We start from the raw sequence: 18,423 nt of genomic DNA, 5'->3' as shown, positions 1-18,423 counted from the left end.
GGCCTGTTTCCGCAGGTCAGAGCTGCATTGACGGGCATCTTGGCAACAATCGACACAGCTTGTGGGCGTATTGAGAACTCTCAATACTGCAGGAGCACGGTACGCCGTAGGCGTACCCCCCACCCCCCTGGGAGGAACCAAGTGCTCAACCGGAAGCTGCGTCGACCGATCGTCGGCCTCGCTGCCTGCGTGCTGGTCGGCACCACGTTCGCCGTCGCGTCACCCGCGTCGGCCGCGGTCGGTGGCATCGACCCGTCGTTCGCCCCGTCCGCCCTCGCCTCCAAGATCGACACGCAGTTCGGCGCGAAGACCGCCGGCTCGTACATCGATGCTGCGGGCAAGGTCACCGTCAACGTCACCGACGCCGCCACGGCGGCCCAGGTGACCGCGTCCGGGGCAGTTGCCCGTTACGTGGCACACAGCGGCGCCGAACTGAGCGCCGTCGACGAGTCGCTGAAGGTCAACCTGAAGACCGTCGGCACCGCGTTCGCCGTCGACCCGATCAGCAACCAGGTCGTGGTCAGCGTCGACAGCACCGTCACCGGCGCGAAGCTCGCCGCGGTCCAGGCCATCGTCGCCAAGCTCGGCGACAAGGCCCGCATCGAGACCACCCCCGGCACGCTCGGCACCACCATCTCGGGTGGCGACGCCATCTACACCGGCAGCGCCCGCTGCTCGCTCGGCTTCAACGTGAAGACCAGCGCCAACGTCTACTACTTCCTGACCGCCGGGCACTGCACGAACGCCGGTGCCACCTGGACCAACGGCTCAGCCACGCTGGGCACGCGGGCCGGCACCAGCTTCCCGGGTAACGACTACGGCATCGTCCGCTACACCAACACGACGGTCACCAAGACCGGCGGCGTCGGCTCCCAGGACATCACCTCGGCCGGCACCCCGGCCGTCAACGCCACGGTGTACCGCCGCGGCTCCACCACCGGTATCCACTCGGGCCGGGTGACCGCCCTGAACGCGACGGTCAACTACTCCGAGGGTTCGGTCTCCGGCCTCATCCGCACCACGGTCTGCGCCGAGCCCGGCGACAGCGGCGGCTCGCTCTACTCCGGCACGACGGCCCTGGGCATGACTTCCGGCGGCAGCGGCAACTGCTCCTCCGGCGGCGTGACCTACTTCCAGCCGGTCACCGAGGCGCTGAGCGTCTACGGCGTCAGCGTTTTCTGATCCATACCTTGCTAGGCGGAAAATGGCCTCGTCGCTTCGGCGGCGGGGCCGTTTTCTTTCTTGGGAGGCAATTCGTGCGGGCGGACGAGCGGACCACCCTCGAACAATTCCTCGACGAGCATCGGGCCGGCGTGCGGCGGGCCCTCGACGGGCTGGCCGACGCCGACGTGCGTGATCGGCTGCTGCCGGACACCCCGATGACCGTCGGCGGGATCGTGAAGCATCTCGCGCAGATGGAAGACCTGTGGTTCACGGTCAAGTTCGGTGGCGGCGACTGGCCGCCGCCCTGGCCGCACGGCGAGCGCGAAGAGTGGGCCTGGGAGTCGGCCGCGCTGGACACCGGTGCCGAGCTCGCGGCGCTCTACGACGCCGCATGCGCGCGCAGCCGGGCGGTGGCCGGGCGGCAACCCGACCTGGACGCCCTGGCCGCGCGGCCGTCGTTCGGGAAAGGGCCGGTCAACCTGCGCTGGGTGTTCGTGCACATGATCCGGGAGACGGCCCAGCACCGCGGACACCTCGATCTCATGCTCGACGTGGTGCGCGGGCGGACTTAGGTCCCGCCACGCCACCTTTTCCTTGATGTCGGGGTCTGGCATCGCGTCCGAGCCACCGACTTCCAGGATGTCGGGGTCTCGCTTCGCGTCCGAGCCACCGACTTCCAGGATGTCGGGGTCTGGCATCGCGTCCGAGCCACCGACTTCCAGGATGTCGGGGTCTGGCATCGCGTCCGAGACGCCGACTTCCAGGATGTCGGGGTCTGGCATCGCGTCCGAGACGCCGACTTCCAGGATGTCGGGGTCTCGCTTCGCGTCCGAGACGCCGACTTTCAGGATGTCGGGGTCTGCGCTCGCGGGCGGGACTGACAGTCAGTCGCCCTGCTCGACCTTCTCCTCGCCGCGGCGGCGGAGCATGCGCAGGCCCGGGATGCCGTTGATGGCCAGGCGCAGGTCCTCGGTCACCTCGAGGAGCTTGTGCAGGTCGGGGCCGACCTGGTCGAGCTTGGCCAGCAGCGGCATCACGTCCTCGACCAGGTGGGTGCGCAGCCGGGGGAGCTGGTCGACGAGCCGGATCGCGGCCGTCACCTCCTCCGGCGACAGCTCGTCGACGAAACGGGCGGCCAGCGGGGCGCCCTTGCGCAGCGTCGGGGCGTACGCCTCAAGGAGCTCCATCGCATCGGTGGCCGCCGCCTCCGCCTGCCGGACCACCGCGGCGGCATCGGTGCTGATGTCCGTCGCCTTGGTGATCACGCCCTCGGCCGCCGAGGTGAGGCTCGACGCCTGGGTGATCACCCCGGATGCGGCGTCGGTGATGCCGGCCGCCTCGCCGACGATGGCCGACGCCGCGTGCGTGATCCCGCCCGCCTGGCCGACCACCGTCGAGGCCGCGTCGGTGATCTGCGTGGCGCTCGCGGTGATCACCCGCGCCTCCAGCACCGTCGTCTCCGCCTCACCGACGATCACCGAGACCCGGCTGATCAGCGATTCGGCCTGGTCGGCGAGCACGGTTATCCGGCTGACCAGCAACTCGGCCTGGCCCAGCGCGCTCAGCACCCGGAGCGGGAGGGTGGCGGCCGCGGCGGCCGTCTCGACCACCTGGCCGATCGTGGTGCGGGCCAGATCGGCGAGCGTCGCGGGTGACACCAACGGGAAGCGCATCTCCCCATGATGCGCCCGGCTCGCTCGGCCCGCGATCGGTCACACGCCGTGAGCACGGATGTTCCGTGGGTGGAAAGTCTCTGTCAACTTCGTATGCGACGGGGGTGGGGACGCCCAAAATCGGCGCGAACACGGCACTATGGCTCAGTGCGTACGCGAATCTGGGTTCTGGCGGTGGCGGCTGTGGGAGTCCTCGGAGGTGCCGGGTTGGTCGGCGTGGGCATGACACACGGCGACGGCGGCGCCAAGTCGTTGGCGGGTGCCTTCCTCGACTCGGCCGACAGCAAGGCCTCGCCGACGCCCACCGGGCCGACCCCGGAGGAACTCGCCGCGGCCGCGCGGGCGAAACAGGTGAAGGCGCTGGATGCCGCGCTGACGAAGTACGCGGCGACGGTGCCCGAGTTCTCGGTGGCGGTGCTCGACAAGAAGACCGGTCAGAAGTATTCGTTCCGCGGCACCGAGAAGTACGAGACGGCCAGCGTGGTGAAGGTGCAGGTGCTCGCCTGCCTGCTGCTGACCGCGCAGGACAAGAGCCGCGACCTCACCGCGACCGAGTTGTCCCTGGCCAAGCGCATGATCCGGCTCAGCGACAACGACGCCACGACGTCGCTGTTCGCCAAGCTCGGCAAGGCGCCCGGCATCACCAAGTGCAACAAGCGACTCGGCCTCACCCAGACCACGGTCAACAGCGCCTGGGGCCTGACCAGGACGACGGTCGACGACCAGGTGAAGCTGCTGTCCGAGCTGGTCGACACGAAGGGCCCGCTCGACACCGACTCGCGCGACCTGGCCTACACGCTGATGAGCACGGTCGACGCCGCCCAGGACTGGGGGGTGCCGGCCGCCGCCACCACCGGCGACAAGTTCACCGTGAAGAACGGCTGGCTGCCCCGCTCGACCGAGGGCAACCGCTGGATCATCAACACGGTCGGCCGGCTCACCGGCGACGACACCGACGTGTCGATCGCGGTGCTGTCGCACAACCACGCATCGATGTCCGGCGGCATCTCGGTGGTCGAGCAGGCCGCGAAGATCACCCGGCAGTACCTGAAGTACTGACGGCGTCGCTCTTGCGAAGCCGCAGCCCCACGAGGCTGCCGGCGAGCAGGGTGACGCCGGCCGCCAGCATCACGCCGCTGACCCCGAGCGAGCCGCTGGTGACGTCGTAGAGGAACTCCGGCACCACGAGGGTGGCGCCGATGACCCCGCCGGCCAGCACGACCCATTCGCGGAGCCGCGCGTACGCCGTGAAGCAGGCGGCCGCCACGATCGCGGTCAGCGCATACCCGAGGTAGCTGGCTCCGTCCATCACCAACTGCGCCCCGACCAGCCCGAACGTCACCGCGATCGCGAGCGCGAACCGGTGCTCGGCGACCAGCCGGCGCCACCCGAGCCACACCCACCCCAGGCCCAGCACCAGCGCGCCGGCGCCGAGTACCGCGATCTCCTCGACGTGCAGATCGGAGAGCACGCTCGCGACGGTCGCGAACGCCCCGACGGCCGCGGCGAGCTGCCCGAGCGCACTGCGGGCGAGCAGATACCCCGCGACCACCACGGCCAGCCCGGAGGCGGTAGCCGCGGGGGCGTTGTCGAAGCCGGCGAACACTGCAGCCCCGGTCGCGAGGCCGGCCCCGGTCAGCAGCGTGCTCGACAGCCTGCGCCGAACGCTGTCCGCGGCTCGGGGGCGCACGACGACACCGGCGCCGGCCAGCACCACGGCCATAGCGGCGAGGATCGAGACCCGCCCGGCCTGCCCGAGCGCCTCCCACTGCTCACTGAGGAACAGCAGCAACGCCCCGACCACGAACGAGGCCCCCAGATACCCGGCGATCTCCCCGAGCTGCCGCCGCAGGCCCTGAGGCCGGGCCAGCCCGGCATACTCCTGCCGCACGGCCCCGGCCTGCGCGACGCTGAGCACGCCCCGCTCCACGAGCCGATCAAGTGCCGCATCAAGCCGTTCCACGGGGTCCTCCTGGTCAGTGCGTTCGGGTCTGACCAGAATTCCCGGTAGCGGTCGCAGCCGACAGAGTGCGAGTACTCAAGCCTCGGAGGGGGCGGCCCGGGCCTCTCGGCGTTTCTGCCACCAGGAGATGCTCTGGTTGACCACCAGGATGAGGATCACCGCGGCGATCACGCCCTCCCAGGGCTTCGGGAAGATCGAGCCGCCGGCCACGCCGACCGCGGCGTAGACCGTGGCCCACAGGGCGCAGGCCGGCAGGTTGGCCATCACGAACGTGCGCCACGACAGGCCCAGGAACGCGGCTGCCAGTAGCACCGGGACCCGGCCGCCGGGGATCAGCCGGGACACCAGCAGGACCGGGACCGGGCTCTTCTCCAGCCGGGTCTTCACCGAGGCCAGGTGCTCCTCGTCGCGCAACCAGCGCAGACGGCGGGCCAGTTTTTCGCCGCCGACCCGGCACATCCCGTACATGACCAGGTCGCCCACGTAGGCGCCGGCGGCGCCGGCCGCGATCACCAGCAGGATGGTCAACGGGTGGTGCTCGTGGAAGGCCAGCGTGGCGGCGCCGCTCACGGCGGCGCCGGTGGGCACGATCGGGATGATGGCCCCGAATGCGACCACGCCGAACAGCCAGGCCAGCGCCCCTAGATAGGCGATCACTCGCCGCGCCCGATGGTCATCGTCTCGCCCTGGCCCAGGACCCGCACGTGCAGGTCGGGGGTGGCCTCGGCGGCCAGCTCGGCGAAGCGGGTGCCGGGCTGGTGGAACATGTGCGAGCGGACCCGGCCCATCGCGATCGGCCAGAACGTGCCGTAGTGCACCGGCACCGCCCGCGCCGCCTTGGCCCGGCGGACCGCCTCGACCGCGTCGGCCGCGTCCAGGTGACCGTGCGAGCCCAGGGTCGGGCCCCAGCCGCCGACCGGGATCAGGGCCAGGTCGAGCGGGCCGATGTCGTTCATCTCGTCGAAGAGCCCGGTGTCGCCGGCGAACCAGGTGCGGGCCGCGCCCTCGACGACGAAACCGACGGCCAGGGCTCGCTCGCGTGACCAGGGGCCGCGGCCGCCGTCGTGGGCGGCGGGCACCGCCCGGACCTTCACCGCGCCGACCGTGGTCTCCTCGCCGGGGGCCAGCTCCACGCAGCGGCGGGCGAAGCCGGGGCCGAGGTTGCGGGCGACGAACGCCGCGGCGCCGCGCGGCACGATCAGCCGGGGCGAGCCGGGGACGATCCGCAGCGAGGCCAGGTGGAAGTGGTCGGCGTGCAGATGGGAGAGGAGCACGGCGTCGGGCGGGGCGGGCAGCCGCGGGGTGGGGCCGGCCATCCGGCGCAGGTGGGCGACGCGGCCGGTGAGCACCGGGTCGGTCAGCAGGGTGGTGCCGGAGTCGGCCAGCCACACGGTGCTGTGTCCCCACCAGGTGACCGACGTCGTGCTCACGAGTTCACCGTACAGAGCCGTTTCAGGGCGCGGCCGCACAGCCGGGCGTAGAGGTGCTGGAAACCGACGGCGAACGGCCCGCCGAGACGCATGAGGAGGCTCGCCGGGCGGCTGTAGGCGACCACGGTGAACCACACCCGGTCGCGCTCGTCGTGCTCGACGAAGAACGCCTCCTCACCCGAGGCGGGGTGACCCGGGCGAGTCCCGTACCCCCAACCGGTCCTTTTTTCTGATTTTTCCGCCCAGACAATCTCGCAGGGCGCGCGCAGCGGGCCGAGACCCACCGTGAGCTGCACGCCCGGGGCGGCTGTCGCGGCCGAAGCGACGATCTTCGCACCCGTCGCCCGATGCATCCGGAACGACAGAATGTGCGCCCCGGCCTGCGCATACCGCGAGGCGCCGGTGCCCAGCGGCATCCGGAAGAACAGATGGCGGAAGCCGGGCGGCCGCTCGGACGTACGCGTGCCACCGACAGGGGAGTAGGTCAAGTCACTCACCCCTGCATGATTCCCGAGTCGCCGCCGACTCAAGCTTCCGGCACACTGACGGCGTGACAGGTCCTCGTAGTGCGGTCGTGGTCAATCCCACCAAGGTGTCCGACGCCGATCAGCTGCGTCGCATCATCGAGGAGGGCCTTTCGAGCAAGGGTTGGCCGCTGCCGACCTGGTATGAGACCACGCCGGAGGACCCGGGCCGCGGCCAGACGAAACAGGCCATTCGCGACGGTGCCGAGCTGGTCTTCGTGTGCGGCGGCGACGGCACCGTGATGGCCGCGGTGACCACGCTCGCCGGCACCGACGTGGCGATGGCGGTGCTGCCGGCCGGCACCGGCAACCTGCTCGCCGCCAACCTGGGCCTGGCCGGCGATCCGGCCACCGGCGTGCAGGTGGCGCTGGACGGCGGCCGCCGCCGCATCGACGTCGGCGTGATGGGCGAGCACTGCTTCGCGGTGATGGCCGGGATGGGCTTCGACGCGCAGATGCTCGCCGGCACGTCGGAAAAGGCCAAGAAGACCATCGGCTGGCTTGCGTACGTCGTGGGCGCCGTCCGCCACCTGCGCGATCGCCCGATGCGGGCCCGCATCGTGCTGGACGGCGAGCGTTCGCTGCCGCGCCGCCCGCGCACCGTGATCGTCGGCAACGTCGGCCGCCTCCAGGGTGGGGTGCGGCTGCTCAGCAAGGCCGACCCGGCCGACGGCAAGCTCGACGTGGCCATCCTCAGCCCGAACAATCTCGGTCACTGGGCGAGCCTCGCCTGGGCGGTGCTGCGCCGCCGCGAGCGGGTGCCGCTGATGGAGACGTTCACCGCCGAGCGGATCGAGATCCACGCCAAGGGCAAGCAGCAGCGGCAGCTCGACGGCGACCTGATCGAGCCGGGCCAGGTCATGAAGATCAGCGTCAAACCCGGGGCACTCCTGCTCTGCGTGCCACTTCCGGACAGCGATCCCGATTTGGCGTACGACGCGTCGGCCGCGGCCCGGAAGGCCGAAAGCATCCGCGACGCGGCCTCGTGAGTTCGACGGAGCCGGTTCCGGAAACCCGGGACATGAGTGGCGACGAGCTCTCCGCCGACGACGCGTGGCTCGCCCTGCGCCGCTACGGCCGGTGGCCGCTGATCCGGGACGCGTTCATCCGGTTCCGCTACGGCGACGGCTTCAGTCACGCCCGGGCGTTCGGCTTCCAGCTCTGCCTGGCCGCCCTGCCGTTCATGATCGCGGTGTCCGGCCTGGCCGCCGACCTCGGCGCGGAAACCCCGGGCCAGGTGGTCGCGGACACGATCGGGTCGATCACCCCCGGCGCCAGCGAGTCGCTGGTCCGCGAGCTGCTCGCCGACACCGAGCGCAGCCGCGAAACCGGCGAGCTGGCCCTGCTCCTCGGTCTGCTTACCGGCCTGGTCGCGCTGACCACCGCGATGGCCCAGATCGAACGCGGCGCCAACCGCATCTACGGCATCGAACGCGACCGCCCGGCCCTGCGCAAATACATCCGGTCGGCGATCCTGGCGGTGCTGGCCGGCCTGCCCGCGCTGTTCGGCTTCGTGCTGCTGGTGGCCGGCCGCCCGTTCGGCGAGTCCGCCGAACGGCACTGGGGCTGGGGCGGCCACGTCCGGGTGGCCTGGGACGTGGTGCGCTGGCCGGTCAGCCTCGCCCTGATCGTGCTCGCGGTCGGCCTGATCTTCCGGTACGCCCCGCGCCGCCACCAGCCCGGCCTGTCCTGGCTGCTGTTCGGCGCGGTGGTGTCGACGGTCCTGTGGTGGCTGGTCAGCCTGCTGCTGGCCGGCTACGTCCGGGTCAGCGGCGGCTTCGGCGCCACCTACGGCCCGCTCACCGGCGTGATCGCGCTGCTGCTGTGGGCCAACCTCACCGGCATCGCGCTGTTTCTCGGCGTGGCGTTCGCCGCCCAGCTGGAGGCCCAGCGGGTCGGCGTGCGCCGCCCGGCCAAACAGGACAGCTGGAAGCCGGGCCTCACCGGCGAGATCCCCCGTGCGCGTGGACGCGGCCTGCGCTCGAAACGATAGATTCAGGCGTGGCGTACGAGTACGAGGTCTTCGTCAGCTACCGGCGATCGAACGAGTGGCCGAGGTTCATCGAGGGCACCTTCCTGCCGATGTTCCGGCATTGGCTGAGCGCCGAGATGGACCGTCCGCCGCGGATCTTCTTCGACGTCGGCATGGTCGAGTCCGGCCACCTGTGGCCGCGCGTGCTGGCCGACGGCCTGGCCGGCTCCAAGGTCATGCTCTGCCTGTGGTCGCGCGAGTACTTCGGCAGCGACTGGTGCCTGGCCGAGCTGGCCCACATGCTGGCCCGCCGGGACGCCGTCGCCGAGCTGACCGGCGCGTCGCCACCGCTGGTGCTGCCGGCCGTCATCCACGACGGCGAACACATCGACGCCGGCCTCGGTGACATCCAGCGGCTCAACATCCAGCCGTTCGCCAACCCGTGGATGGCTCCGGGCAGCCCGGCCGCCGAGGAGCTCTCCAACCACATCCGGAAGTTCGCGGCGCACGTGGCGCACGCGATCGAGCGGGCCCCCGAACACGACCCGGGCTGGAGCAAGCTCGCCACCGACAAGTTCGTCGACGTCTACCGCAAGACCAGCCGCCAGACGACGGTGCCGAGCCTGGGCGGGAGGCCGTCATGATCGTCACGTTCTACTCCTACAAGGGCGGCACCGGCCGCACGATGGCCCTCGCCAACATCGCCGTGCTGCTGGCCAAGGCCGGCCGCAGGGTGCTGATGGTCGACTTCGATCTGGAGGCGCCGGGCATCTGGCGCTACTTCGCCGACTACCAGCGCGGGCTCGACCAGCGCGACGGCCTGCTCGAGTTGCTGACCGGCGAGGTCGCCGACTGGCGGCAGTGCGTCACGCCGATCCGGATCGGCGCCCAGCCGGTGTCGTTGCTGACCAGCGGCCGGCAGGACGCCGACTACCCGGCCCGGCTGCTCGGCTTCGACTGGACGGCGTTCTTCGCCGAGCGCGACGGCGGGGAGTATTTCGAAAAACTGCGAAAGGCCTGGCAGGACGAGTACGACTTCGTGCTCATCGACAGCCGCACCGGGGTCACCGACATCGGCGGCGTCTGCACGATCCTGCTCCCCGACATGATCGTCCCGGTGTTCGTGGCCAATGCGCAGAACGTCGACGGCGTGGTCGACGTGCTCCGGCGGGCCCAGCAGGGCCGGCAGGACCTGGCCTACGACCGGCCGCCGGCGCTGGTGCTGCCGGTGCTGTCCCGCTTCGACAGCCGCACCGAGCTGGAGTCGGTCAACGAGTGGCTGACCAGGGCGGCGAACAGCTTCGGCGAGTTCTACGTCGACTGGCTCCCGGCCGAGATCGAGCCGCGCCAGATCCTGGAGCGCACCAAGCTGCCGTACGTGGCGTATTTCGGCTTCGGCGAGAAGCTGGCCGTGCTGCTGCAGGGGGTGTCCGATCCGGATTCGCTGGGCTTCGCCCTCGACTCGATCGCCACCCTGATCGACAGTGGCATGTCCGACCTGTCCGGAGTAATGCCCGGCCGGGTCAGCCCATCGAAGGCGATCGAGACCGTCACGTCGGCCGCTCCGGCGGACGATTCCTGGATCGCCGTCGTGTACTCCGGCGACACGGCGCATGGGCTTGCTTTCGCGATCGACCGGCAGCGACTCTTGACGATGAATTGGGTCGTGCAAGGTAGGGATGATCTCTCGGTGGGGTTCCCGAAGATCGACGAAGGCACGCGATATCCAGTTCTCCGGGTCACCGCTCCCACGGTCGAGGGTGAGTCCCAGCCTGCGGTGATTCACCTGGGTAAGCCGGTGCCGAGCGCGGTGACGCCGGCGCCGCTCGGTTTCGTCCCGGCCGGTCAGCTGGCCGGAAATCGCTGGTGGGCCTTCGGCATCCCCCATGATCTCGGGCTGACCAGCTGGGGGACGATCGCCGGGAGCCCGGAGCGTGGCCTCCTCCAGCTCGACCCGGACTCCCGGGTCGGGGTCCAGGACGGTTTCGCCGGGGCGGCGGTGTGGTCCAGCACGAGAGGGGCCGTCATCGGGATCGTCGCGGGATGGTGGACGGGGTCCGTCAATGAGGGAACCGGCATCGGCCTCTCGCTCCTGAGGGCCGATGCCGATCTGCCGGTGGAACAACTGCGGGCGCTCGGCGACCCGGTGCACGCCGGGCTCGGGCCGCATCAGCGGGAGCAGTTCGTCCAGCAGCTCGCGCGGCTCGCGGAGGACGAGGTGTCGGCGCGGTTCGTCCTGGAGGAGATCGACTTTCCGGAGCAGCGGGTGCCGGACTACTCGGCGTACACATCGGCTCGGCTCTTCTGGGAAAGGGTTCTGGTCGAGCTCGAGAACGGGATCGTCGAGGGCGGCGTCGGTCGGCTCGTTGAGGTTTTTGTTCGGCTTTATCCGGCCAATCGTCCACTGCGGGAAATTGCCGCCTCGCTGCGCTCCGTGTAACCGGACAGTCCGGCGGGTATTGCCGCCGCATGACCGTCGACGACAACCGGGTGGTGGAGCGGGCCGGCTGGGCGCCTGTCCGGCACTTTGCCGAGCGCAGCGTTCTCGGCCTGATCGCCGTGGTGGCAGCCGGGCTGGGCTTCGCCACGCTGCTGCTGCTCGTGCGCTTTCACTGGACGCCGATGCTGCGTCTCGACCAATCGATCGCCGATGGCCTGAACAACTGGGTCGCCCCGCATGGGTGGGCGGTTCAGGTGCTCAAGGGCATCTCGACGGTGGGCGGGCCGAGCTGGCTGATTCCGCTGGTCACCGTGGTGGTCGTCCTGCTGCTGATCCGGCGCCGGCCCCGGCCGGCGATCTATCTCGCGGTCACCGGGCTGGGCGCGATGCTGCTCGACCCGTCGCTGAAAGCCCTCGTCGGGCGGGTGCGGCCGGTGGTGGCCGACCCGATCGCCTACGGCACCGGCAACAGCTTCCCCAGTGGGCACACCCTCGGCTCGACGATCACCTACGGCATGCTCACCCTGGTCCTGCTGTCGGTGACCGGGAAGAAGTGGCGGGGCTGGCTGATCGGGGCGGCGGCGCTGGTCATCGTGCTGATCGGGCTCAGTCGCATCGCGCTCGGCGTGCACTTCCTGTCCGACGTACTCGGCGGCTGGTTCCTCGGTCTTGCCTGGATCAGCGTCACCGCGTACGCCTTCCGGGTCTGGCGCCGCGAAGCGGGCCATCGGAACCCGCCGCTGGCGGAGGGCCTCGAACCGGAAGCCGCCGCCGACCTCGCCCCCGCCCCGGCCGAAGGGCCGCTGTTGCCGCACCCGTGGGCGAAGGGCGCCGAGATCCTGGTCGGCTGGGTGCTCACGTTCGGCCTGCTGTGGGCCTTCGGCACCGCGGTGACCACATGGAACCCGGGGTTCGACGACGGGGTGCCGCGCTGGCTGCAGACGTTCCGCACGCCGGGCCTCGACCACCTGAGCTGGCTGTGGAGCAAGGCCGGTGACACGCACGCGATCCTGCTCGTCTCGCTGGTGTTCTGCCCGATCGCGCTGGCCCTGTGGCGGCAGTGGCGGCCGGTGCTGTTCCTGGTGCTGGCCATGTTCGGCGAGCTCACCCTCTTCCTGACCAGCGCCGCCGCCGTCGGCCGGCCGCGGCCGGGGGTCGAACAGCTGGACGGGCAGATGCCCACCTCGTCGTTCCCGTCGGGACACATCGCCGCGACCATGTGCCTCTGGATCACCATCGCGATCATCGTGCTGGCCCGGGTGCGGCACTGGTGGCGCTGGGTGTTCGTGGCCCTCGCGGTGATCATGCCGCTCGGGGTGGCGCTGTCCCGGATGTACCGCGGCATGCACCACCCGACCGACGTCGCCGGCGCGGCCCTGCTGACCGCCTGCTGGCTGTCGGTGCTGTGGTTCACGGTCCGGCCGAACGCGCACGCCGAGACCGCCACCGAGGCGCGCGACGAGGCCCGCGCGCTGGAAACGGTGTAGCGATGCGGCTGCTCACCTGGAACATCCGGACCGGCGGCGGGGACCGGCTGCCGGCCATCACCGAGGTTCTCCGGCAGGAGCGGCCCGACCTGGTCGCGCTGCAGGAGCTGCGCGGCTTCGACCAGGCCCGGCTCGGCCGGCTGGCGGCGGAGCTCGGCCTGCAGGGGCATCTGGCCCGGTCGGTCTTCGGGCAGCCGGTCGCGGTCATGGCCCGGCGGATCACCCGGCGGACCTCGGTGACCTGGCGGCTGCATCACGCCGCCGCGGCGCTCACCTTCGGTGACCTGACCCTGGTGAGTACGCACCTCAACCCGTTCGCGCCGGAGCGGCGGCGGCGCGAGGCGACCTGGCTGGCGCCCCGTTTCCACCGGGCGAGCCGGCTCGCCCTGCTGGCCGGGGATCTCAACGGGCTCGACCCGCACACCGACCACACCGCCGCGATCAGCAGCCTGGCTCCACGCTATCGGCGCCGGCATCTCGCGCCGGACGGCACGGTGGACACCCGGGGGCTGGCCGCGTTCGAGCGCGGCGGGCTCGCCGACCTGTGGCTGCGGGCCGGGGTGGGGGACGGGCGGAGCGTGCCGACCACCGGGTGCGGGGGCGCCGAGTTCGGGCCGATGCGCCTCGACTACGTCCTCGGCAACCCGGCGGTGGCCGAGCGGGTCCGCGAGGTGCGGGTCCTGCGCGGCGGCGCCACCGAGAACGCCTCCGACCACTACCCGTTACTGGCCGAGCTCGACCTGTAGGCCCTGTTTCGTAGTCCGGCCAGGGCTGCGGAGAGGCCCAGAGCGCGCCTGACAGCGTCGGCGAAATGCCCGAATACAACACCGGTATGCGGACATTTCGCCGACGATGCCAGACACACTCTGGACCTCGCCTCGCACTTGGCCGGACTACGAAACAGGGCCTAGCGCAGTCTCGGTCGCCCAGTAGGCGGTGCCGTCGGCGTCGCGGTAGAGCACCAGGTTGCCGTCGTCCTGCAGGAGCAGCCGGCCGGCGCCGCCGGTCGTGCCGGAGGACCAGACCGCGATCGGATGGTCCGGGTCGCGGTAGAGCACCAGGTTGCCGTCCGGCTGGGCGACCAGCTGCCGGCCGAACTTCCCGGTCAGCGACCACGTGGTGCGGTGGTCCACCGTGTCGTACAGGATCAGGTCGCCGTTGCCCTTGAGCGTCAGCGTGTAGCGGTGGTTGGCCGACTGCAGCGACTCATAGCGGCGCAGGCTCTGGCCGGACGGCAGGAAGACCGGCTGCAGGCCCTGAGCGGCGGTGATCAGCGCCGAGTAGATCGGCTCCTTCCGCCGGCCCTGGGCGTCGACCATGCCGAAGTTGCACTCCGAGTCGGCCGGGCGGGTGCACGAGTCGGCGTACTCGTAGTGGACCAGCGGGCCGGTGTAGTCGAGGTTGCGCCACATCTGCAGGCCCTCGATGGTGTAATCCCGGATCCGCTCGGCCGAGACGTGCAGGGGCCCGAGGTACGACGCCATCGGGTACCCCCACTCCGTACCCCAAATCTTCTTGGCGGTGTCGCCGTGCGCGACCATCACCGCCCGCAGTGCCGACAGCTCGCCGCATTGCTTCTGCCAGGGCTTGCCCGGCTTGTAGGCGGGGCCGAAGAGCACCAGGTCGGGACGGGCGCAATTGGACTGGGCCGGGCCCGCGCCGTGCGTCCAGATCGGATAGGGGTGGTGGGCGACCGCGTCGAAGTCGGTGCCGTAGCCGTTGCGGTAGGCCCAGTCGAGCCAGGCCGCGGGCGAGTTGGGGTTGGGTTTCGAGGCGGCCGGCTGCGGCAGGCTCGCCCGCCGGCTGCCGCCCGCGGACGCACCGGCGACCACCAGGCAGGCCGGGCAGGCGGCCTTGAGCGTGGTGTTGGCCATCTTGACCAGGTCCCAGTAGCGGCGGATCCGGACCGCGTCGCTGCCGTTGCCGTAGTCGCCGAAGCGGGCCAGGTTGGGTTCGTTCCAGATCTCGAACGCCTTGACCCGATTGCCGTAGCGCCGGACCACCTGGTCGACGAAGTTTTTCCAGGCCGGGTCGAACTCGGTGGTCGGGAACCAGCCGCCGCCCTTGCCGTGCTGCCCGCTCGCCCACTCCGGCGAGTAGGTGAGCAGCAGCAGGATCTTCATCCCGGCGGCGGTGGCCCGGCCGATCCGGTAATCGGGCTGGGTCCAGTCGAACGTGGTGCCCGCCGTGGGCTGCACCGTCAGCCAGGGGATCTCGACCCGGAGCAGGCCGGGGCCGGCCGGGTCGGGCACCTTGTCGGAGTGGCCCAGCGCGAGATCGCGGTTGGTGAACTCGATATCCGGCGGGACGACCACCGCCGGTGCCTCGACGAAGGACGGTGCGGCGGCGTCATCGTCCGAACTGCACGCTGCCGACGTGAGCAGGGTCGCGGCGGTCGTGGCCACAGCCAGGACCGCGCGGCGCCAGGATCTCACGTCGCGGTCCCCATCCCGGTCGTCGGCCATCGAACAGGTCCGAAGGTACCAGGGGGAGACGCGCTACGCGGGGTCGGCGACCACCCGGTCCCGGCCGGCCCGCTTCGCCGCGTACAGGTTGCGGTCGGCCTGGGACAGCAGCGCGGCCACGGTCGCGCGACCATCGATCACGGTCGTCACGCCGATGCTGGTGCTGACCGGCAGGGCGCCGGTGACCGGCTGCCAGGCATGCGTACGGATCCGCAGTCGCAGCAGCTCACAGCGCTTCCGGGCCGCAGCGCTGTCCAGCCCCGGGAAGATCAGCAGGAACTCCTCGCCGCCCATCCGGGCCGCGATGGCCGGGCCGGTGGCGGCCTCCTGCAGCAGCTTGCCGATGTGCTGCAGGACGGTGTCGCCGGTGGCGTGCGACAGGGTGTCGTTTATCCGTTTGAAGTGGTCCAGGTCGGCGATCGCGACCGAGATCGGGCCACGGCGGGCGGCCGCCTCGGCCAGCAGGGCGGGCAGTCGCTCGTTGACGTAGCGGCGGTTGTAGAGGCCGGTCAGCGCGTCCCGGTGGGCCATCTCGCGGAAGCGCTCGCTGGCCCGGCGGGCCTCGTTCGCCTCGAAGACCGCCTGCAGGGCCCGGGCCCGGGCCTCCCGCTGGGTCGAGTGCAGCGCGGTGGCGTCGGCGTGGAAGAGCAGATGCTCCTCGTACGCTCGCTGGAAGTCACCCTGGGCCGCGTGCAGTGCGGCCTGTTCCTCGCGGGCCCGGGCGCGCAGCCGGCCCAGTCCGTTCGACTCGCACTCCATGATCGCCCGGTCCAGTGCGTCCTGGGCGTCGGCGAAACGGCCGGCCCGGCGGCGGGCCTCGGCCAGGGTCAGCAGGCACTCGCCGGCCGCGTCGCCCTCGTTGACCGGGATGCTGCCGTCGAGGATGCCGGCCAGCTTGGCCTCGACCGACTCGTAGCGGCCGCCCATCATCTCGACCCGGGCCACGGTGTCCAGCTCGTTCCCGGCCAGCGGCCGGGCGCAGCGGATCGAGGCCACCTCCATCGCGCGGGCCAGCGCGATGGCCGCCGCCTCGTCCCCGTTCTCGTACGCCGTGTAGGTCATGTTGTTGAGCACGACCACGGCGAGCTCGTGGTCGCCGATCTCCTCGGCGATCCGCAGCGCCTCCCTGGAGCGCCGGTCGCCCTCCTCGATGGAGCCGCCGTCGTCGAGCGCCACCGCGAGGGTCATCAGGTGCCGGGCCCGGATGCCCAGCGGTACGTCCTCGGTCAGGTTGGAGACCGCCTGTACCCCGTGGGTGAGCGCGTCGGAGAAGTCACCGACCAGCCGGTAGAAGATCGACAGCTCGCGGTGCGCCCGCGCCAGCACGTACGGGCTGTCGTGCGCCTCGGCCCAGGCCCGCGCCTGGTGGGCGATCCGGCCGCCCTCGCCGACCCGGCCCTCGCGCAGCAGCACGTCGGCGCGCAGCACGGCGGCACGCTGGGCGGCCTCCTCGTCGCCGGCCTCGCGCGCCGCCCGCTCCACCTCGGCCGCCGGTTCCCGCACGGTGCGGAACTCGGTGACCCCGCGGGTCTCCAGCTCGATGAGGGTGGCCGCGAACGCCGCACGGACGTCGTCGTCGACCGGGGCGTGGTCGCGCTCCGCCGCCTTCGTCGTCACATCGCCTGCTTCCTGCCGGGAGGGTGCCGTGACGACCCATGTTGTGGCCCGGAAGGAGCAGACGGGGTCCCGGTCGGGTGCCGCCAGGTTGCAGTGTGTCAGCGGCTGGTGCAGACCGGGGCCGACGCTGCTATCCGGTCGGTGGCATACGCCACCGCCACCGTGAAGCAGTAATTCTGGGTCGGGTTGAGCCCATAGACCATGTAGTCGGCGGTGCCCGCCGGGAGCTGCTGGAACGCGCGCAGTTGCTGCCCCGTGCGCCCGCCGGAGACCAGCACCGGGCCCTCGGCGTCCTTCGGGTAGACCCAGGTCAGGGCGACGCTGTCGCGGTTGTCCCGGAGCTTCACGGTGGTCGGCGCGCCCGGGGCACCGGCCACCGGCACGGTCGCGCTGCTGCCTGCCGTGCTCGGGGCCACCGACACGGTGGTGGCGGTGGGGGCCACCGCGGTCGGCTTGGGGCCGGTCGCGCCGTCCGCGTCGGGCAGGGTCAGCGCGACGATGGCGATGGCCACCGCGATGCCCGCGATCAGCACGGCGACCAGCAGGAACGGCTGGCGGCGGCGATCACGGACCGGCTGCTCGGTGCGCACCGGCAGCAGCCGCTCCGAGTTGGGCGGGGTGGCCAGCGTGCTGGCCGGGGCCGAACCGATCGGCTGCGGCCGCCCGTCCGGCCCGTAGTCGGGGATGTGGCCGGGCATCGGCGGCGGGGTGTCGGCCCGGGCGTGCCGGCCCATCAGGTCACCCGGCGCCTGGTGCACGTCGGCCAGGTAGAGCGGCTGCTGGTAGACCGTGCCGTTCGGGTCGGTGGGCCGGTTGTCGGGCGGTGGCCGCAGCGGGTCGTCGTCGGGCGGGAAGCCCTCGCCGCCCGGGTCGGGCACCGTCGGCCGGCGCGGGAACGGCACCTGCTGGATCGTCGGCTGGTCCTGCGTGCTCGGGCCGGCCGACTGCTCCACCCGGCCGCAGGTGTGCCGGCCGCTCGACTCCCCGACCGCCAGCGCCGCGACCTGGCGCACCAGCGGATGGTCGGCCGGCAGATAGCGTGCGCACAGCTCCTGGGCCAGGGCCAGATGCTCGCGGGACTCGGCGTCGCGGGCGCACTCGCGCTCCATCGAACCGAGCCGGGCCAGCATCTTGATGCCCGCCGGGGCGGCGTCGCCGTGCTGGTGGCGGTGCCGGATCCAGGCGTCGGCGAGCCGCTCCCGGGCCGACTGGCACTGGCCGGCCGCGTGCTCGGCGGTGGCCAGGTCGGCCTCGGCGGCCAGCACCCGGGCCGAATCCGGGCCCTCCCGCGCCGACAGCTCGGCGACCAGCCGCTGGTAGACCTGGGCGGCCTTGCCGTAGTGGCCGACCCGCTGCAGCACCGCCGCGTGCGTCGCGGCCGCGGCCAGCGTGCGCTCGTGGTGCGGCCCGTGCAGGCGCTCCTCGGCCTCGTGCGCGTAGGCGGCCCACTGCCGGGCGCTGTGCGGGTCGCCGAGGGCGATCAGGATGCGGGCGTGCAGGGCGGCGGCCAGGGCCACGTCGGCGTCGGCCTGGCGCGGATCGGCGGCGTCGGCCGGATCGAGCGCCGAGGCCAGCACGCGCTGGGCACCGACCAGATCGCCCGCAGACGTCAATGTCTGCGCGCGCTGAGTGAGGTCGGCGATCGGGGCCGAAGGCATGTGTCCCATAGTGCTCGCCTGAACACCCTA

Annotated in this window: 17 protein-coding genes; 9 read left to right on the top strand and 8 right to left on the bottom strand. The window is 71.6% G+C overall.

Annotated features, from left to right (window positions below; genetic code table 11):
* The first annotated feature begins 141 nt into the window (after positions 1 to 141).
* The gene (locus tag Adu01nite_RS17045) at positions 142 to 1,182 is read left to right on the top strand and encodes a S1 family peptidase (RefSeq protein ID WP_203727855.1); all 1,041 of its coding nucleotides are present in this window, start codon (positions 142 to 144) and stop codon (positions 1,180 to 1,182) included.
* A 74-nt stretch (positions 1,183 to 1,256) separates the two neighbouring features.
* A complete protein-coding gene (locus tag Adu01nite_RS17040; protein WP_203727854.1) occupies positions 1,257 to 1,736 on the top strand; it encodes a DinB family protein in 480 nt (159 codons plus the stop codon).
* Between the two features lie 312 nt (positions 1,737 to 2,048).
* Here Adu01nite_RS17040 and Adu01nite_RS17035 read toward each other — a convergent pair whose 3' ends face one another.
* Positions 2,049 to 2,837, bottom strand: coding sequence for a hypothetical protein (locus tag Adu01nite_RS17035; protein WP_203727853.1), 789 nt, complete (start codon positions 2,835 to 2,837; stop codon positions 2,049 to 2,051).
* Positions 2,838 to 3,059: 222 nt separating this feature from the next.
* On the opposite strand from Adu01nite_RS17035, the gene Adu01nite_RS17030 reads away from it, so the two are divergent.
* Positions 3,060 to 3,896, top strand: coding sequence for a serine hydrolase (locus Adu01nite_RS17030; RefSeq protein WP_203727918.1), 837 nt, complete (start codon positions 3,060 to 3,062; stop codon positions 3,894 to 3,896).
* Here Adu01nite_RS17030 and Adu01nite_RS17025 read toward each other — a convergent pair.
* From Adu01nite_RS17025 to Adu01nite_RS17010, 4 genes are all read right to left on the bottom strand, one after another.
* Positions 3,871 to 4,800, bottom strand: a complete 930-nt coding sequence (locus Adu01nite_RS17025; protein WP_203727852.1) for a DUF2157 domain-containing protein — start codon at positions 4,798 to 4,800, stop codon at positions 3,871 to 3,873. The two genes, Adu01nite_RS17030 and Adu01nite_RS17025, sit on opposite strands and share 26 nt — an antisense overlap.
* Positions 4,801 to 4,875: 75 nt before the next feature.
* Positions 4,876 to 5,457, bottom strand: a complete 582-nt coding sequence (locus tag Adu01nite_RS17020) for a DedA family protein (RefSeq protein ID WP_203727851.1) — start codon at positions 5,455 to 5,457, stop codon at positions 4,876 to 4,878.
* Positions 5,454 to 6,230, bottom strand: coding sequence for an MBL fold metallo-hydrolase (locus Adu01nite_RS17015; protein WP_203727850.1), 777 nt, complete (start codon positions 6,228 to 6,230; stop codon positions 5,454 to 5,456). The genes Adu01nite_RS17020 and Adu01nite_RS17015 overlap by 4 nt, the downstream gene beginning before the upstream one ends.
* Entirely contained in the window at positions 6,227 to 6,727 is a 501-nt protein-coding gene (locus tag Adu01nite_RS17010; protein WP_203727849.1) for a DUF1990 domain-containing protein, read from the bottom strand. The genes Adu01nite_RS17015 and Adu01nite_RS17010 overlap by 4 nt, the downstream gene beginning before the upstream one ends.
* Before the next feature lie 53 nt (positions 6,728 to 6,780).
* On the opposite strand from Adu01nite_RS17010, the gene Adu01nite_RS17005 reads away from it, so the two are divergent.
* Genes Adu01nite_RS17005 through Adu01nite_RS16980 form a run of 6 tightly spaced genes read left to right on the top strand, consistent with a single transcriptional unit; the run spans position 6,781 to position 13,399 of the window.
* Positions 6,781 to 7,743 (top strand): diacylglycerol/lipid kinase family protein, encoded by a 963-nt coding sequence (locus Adu01nite_RS17005; protein ID WP_239132472.1) that lies wholly within the window; start codon positions 6,781 to 6,783, stop codon positions 7,741 to 7,743.
* Between the two features lie 32 nt (positions 7,744 to 7,775).
* A complete protein-coding gene (locus Adu01nite_RS17000) occupies positions 7,776 to 8,747 on the top strand; it encodes a YihY/virulence factor BrkB family protein (RefSeq protein ID WP_239132471.1) in 972 nt (323 codons plus the stop codon).
* An 8-nt stretch (positions 8,748 to 8,755) separates the two neighbouring features.
* Positions 8,756 to 9,370, top strand: coding sequence for a toll/interleukin-1 receptor domain-containing protein (locus tag Adu01nite_RS16995; protein WP_203727847.1), 615 nt, complete (start codon positions 8,756 to 8,758; stop codon positions 9,368 to 9,370).
* The gene (locus Adu01nite_RS16990; protein ID WP_203727846.1) at positions 9,367 to 11,166 is read left to right on the top strand and encodes a KGGVGR-motif variant AAA ATPase; all 1,800 of its coding nucleotides are present in this window, start codon (positions 9,367 to 9,369) and stop codon (positions 11,164 to 11,166) included. The genes Adu01nite_RS16995 and Adu01nite_RS16990 overlap by 4 nt, the downstream gene beginning before the upstream one ends.
* 29 nt (positions 11,167 to 11,195) lie before the next feature.
* The gene (locus Adu01nite_RS16985; RefSeq protein ID WP_203727845.1) at positions 11,196 to 12,653 is read left to right on the top strand and encodes a phosphatase PAP2 family protein; all 1,458 of its coding nucleotides are present in this window, start codon (positions 11,196 to 11,198) and stop codon (positions 12,651 to 12,653) included.
* Positions 12,654 to 12,655: 2 nt separating this feature from the next.
* Positions 12,656 to 13,399: an endonuclease/exonuclease/phosphatase family protein gene (locus Adu01nite_RS16980; protein WP_203727844.1), complete on the top strand. Its 744-nt coding sequence runs from the start codon at positions 12,656 to 12,658 to the stop codon at positions 13,397 to 13,399.
* A gap of 147 nt (positions 13,400 to 13,546) precedes the next feature.
* Here the strand turns inward: Adu01nite_RS16980 and Adu01nite_RS16975 are convergent, their stop codons facing one another.
* The 3 genes from Adu01nite_RS16975 to Adu01nite_RS16965 form a co-directional block, all read right to left on the bottom strand.
* Complete coding sequence (locus Adu01nite_RS16975) at positions 13,547 to 15,088, bottom strand: hypothetical protein (protein WP_203727843.1); 1,542 nt, start codon at positions 15,086 to 15,088, stop codon at positions 13,547 to 13,549.
* Between the two features lie 63 nt (positions 15,089 to 15,151).
* Complete coding sequence (locus Adu01nite_RS16970) at positions 15,152 to 16,735, bottom strand: GGDEF domain-containing protein (protein ID WP_203727842.1); 1,584 nt, start codon at positions 16,733 to 16,735, stop codon at positions 15,152 to 15,154.
* Between the two features lie 98 nt (positions 16,736 to 16,833).
* Positions 16,834 to 18,393 (bottom strand): fibronectin type III domain-containing protein, encoded by a 1,560-nt coding sequence (locus Adu01nite_RS16965; RefSeq protein WP_239132470.1) that lies wholly within the window; start codon positions 18,391 to 18,393, stop codon positions 16,834 to 16,836.
* Positions 18,394 to 18,423: the final 30 nt, after the last annotated feature.

This window comes from Paractinoplanes durhamensis (assembly GCF_016862175.1).
GTDB lineage: Bacteria > Actinomycetota > Actinomycetes > Mycobacteriales > Micromonosporaceae > Actinoplanes > Actinoplanes durhamensis.
The sequence above is the reverse complement of the archived record's forward strand: the minus strand, read 5'-3'. Positions and strand labels throughout refer to the sequence as shown.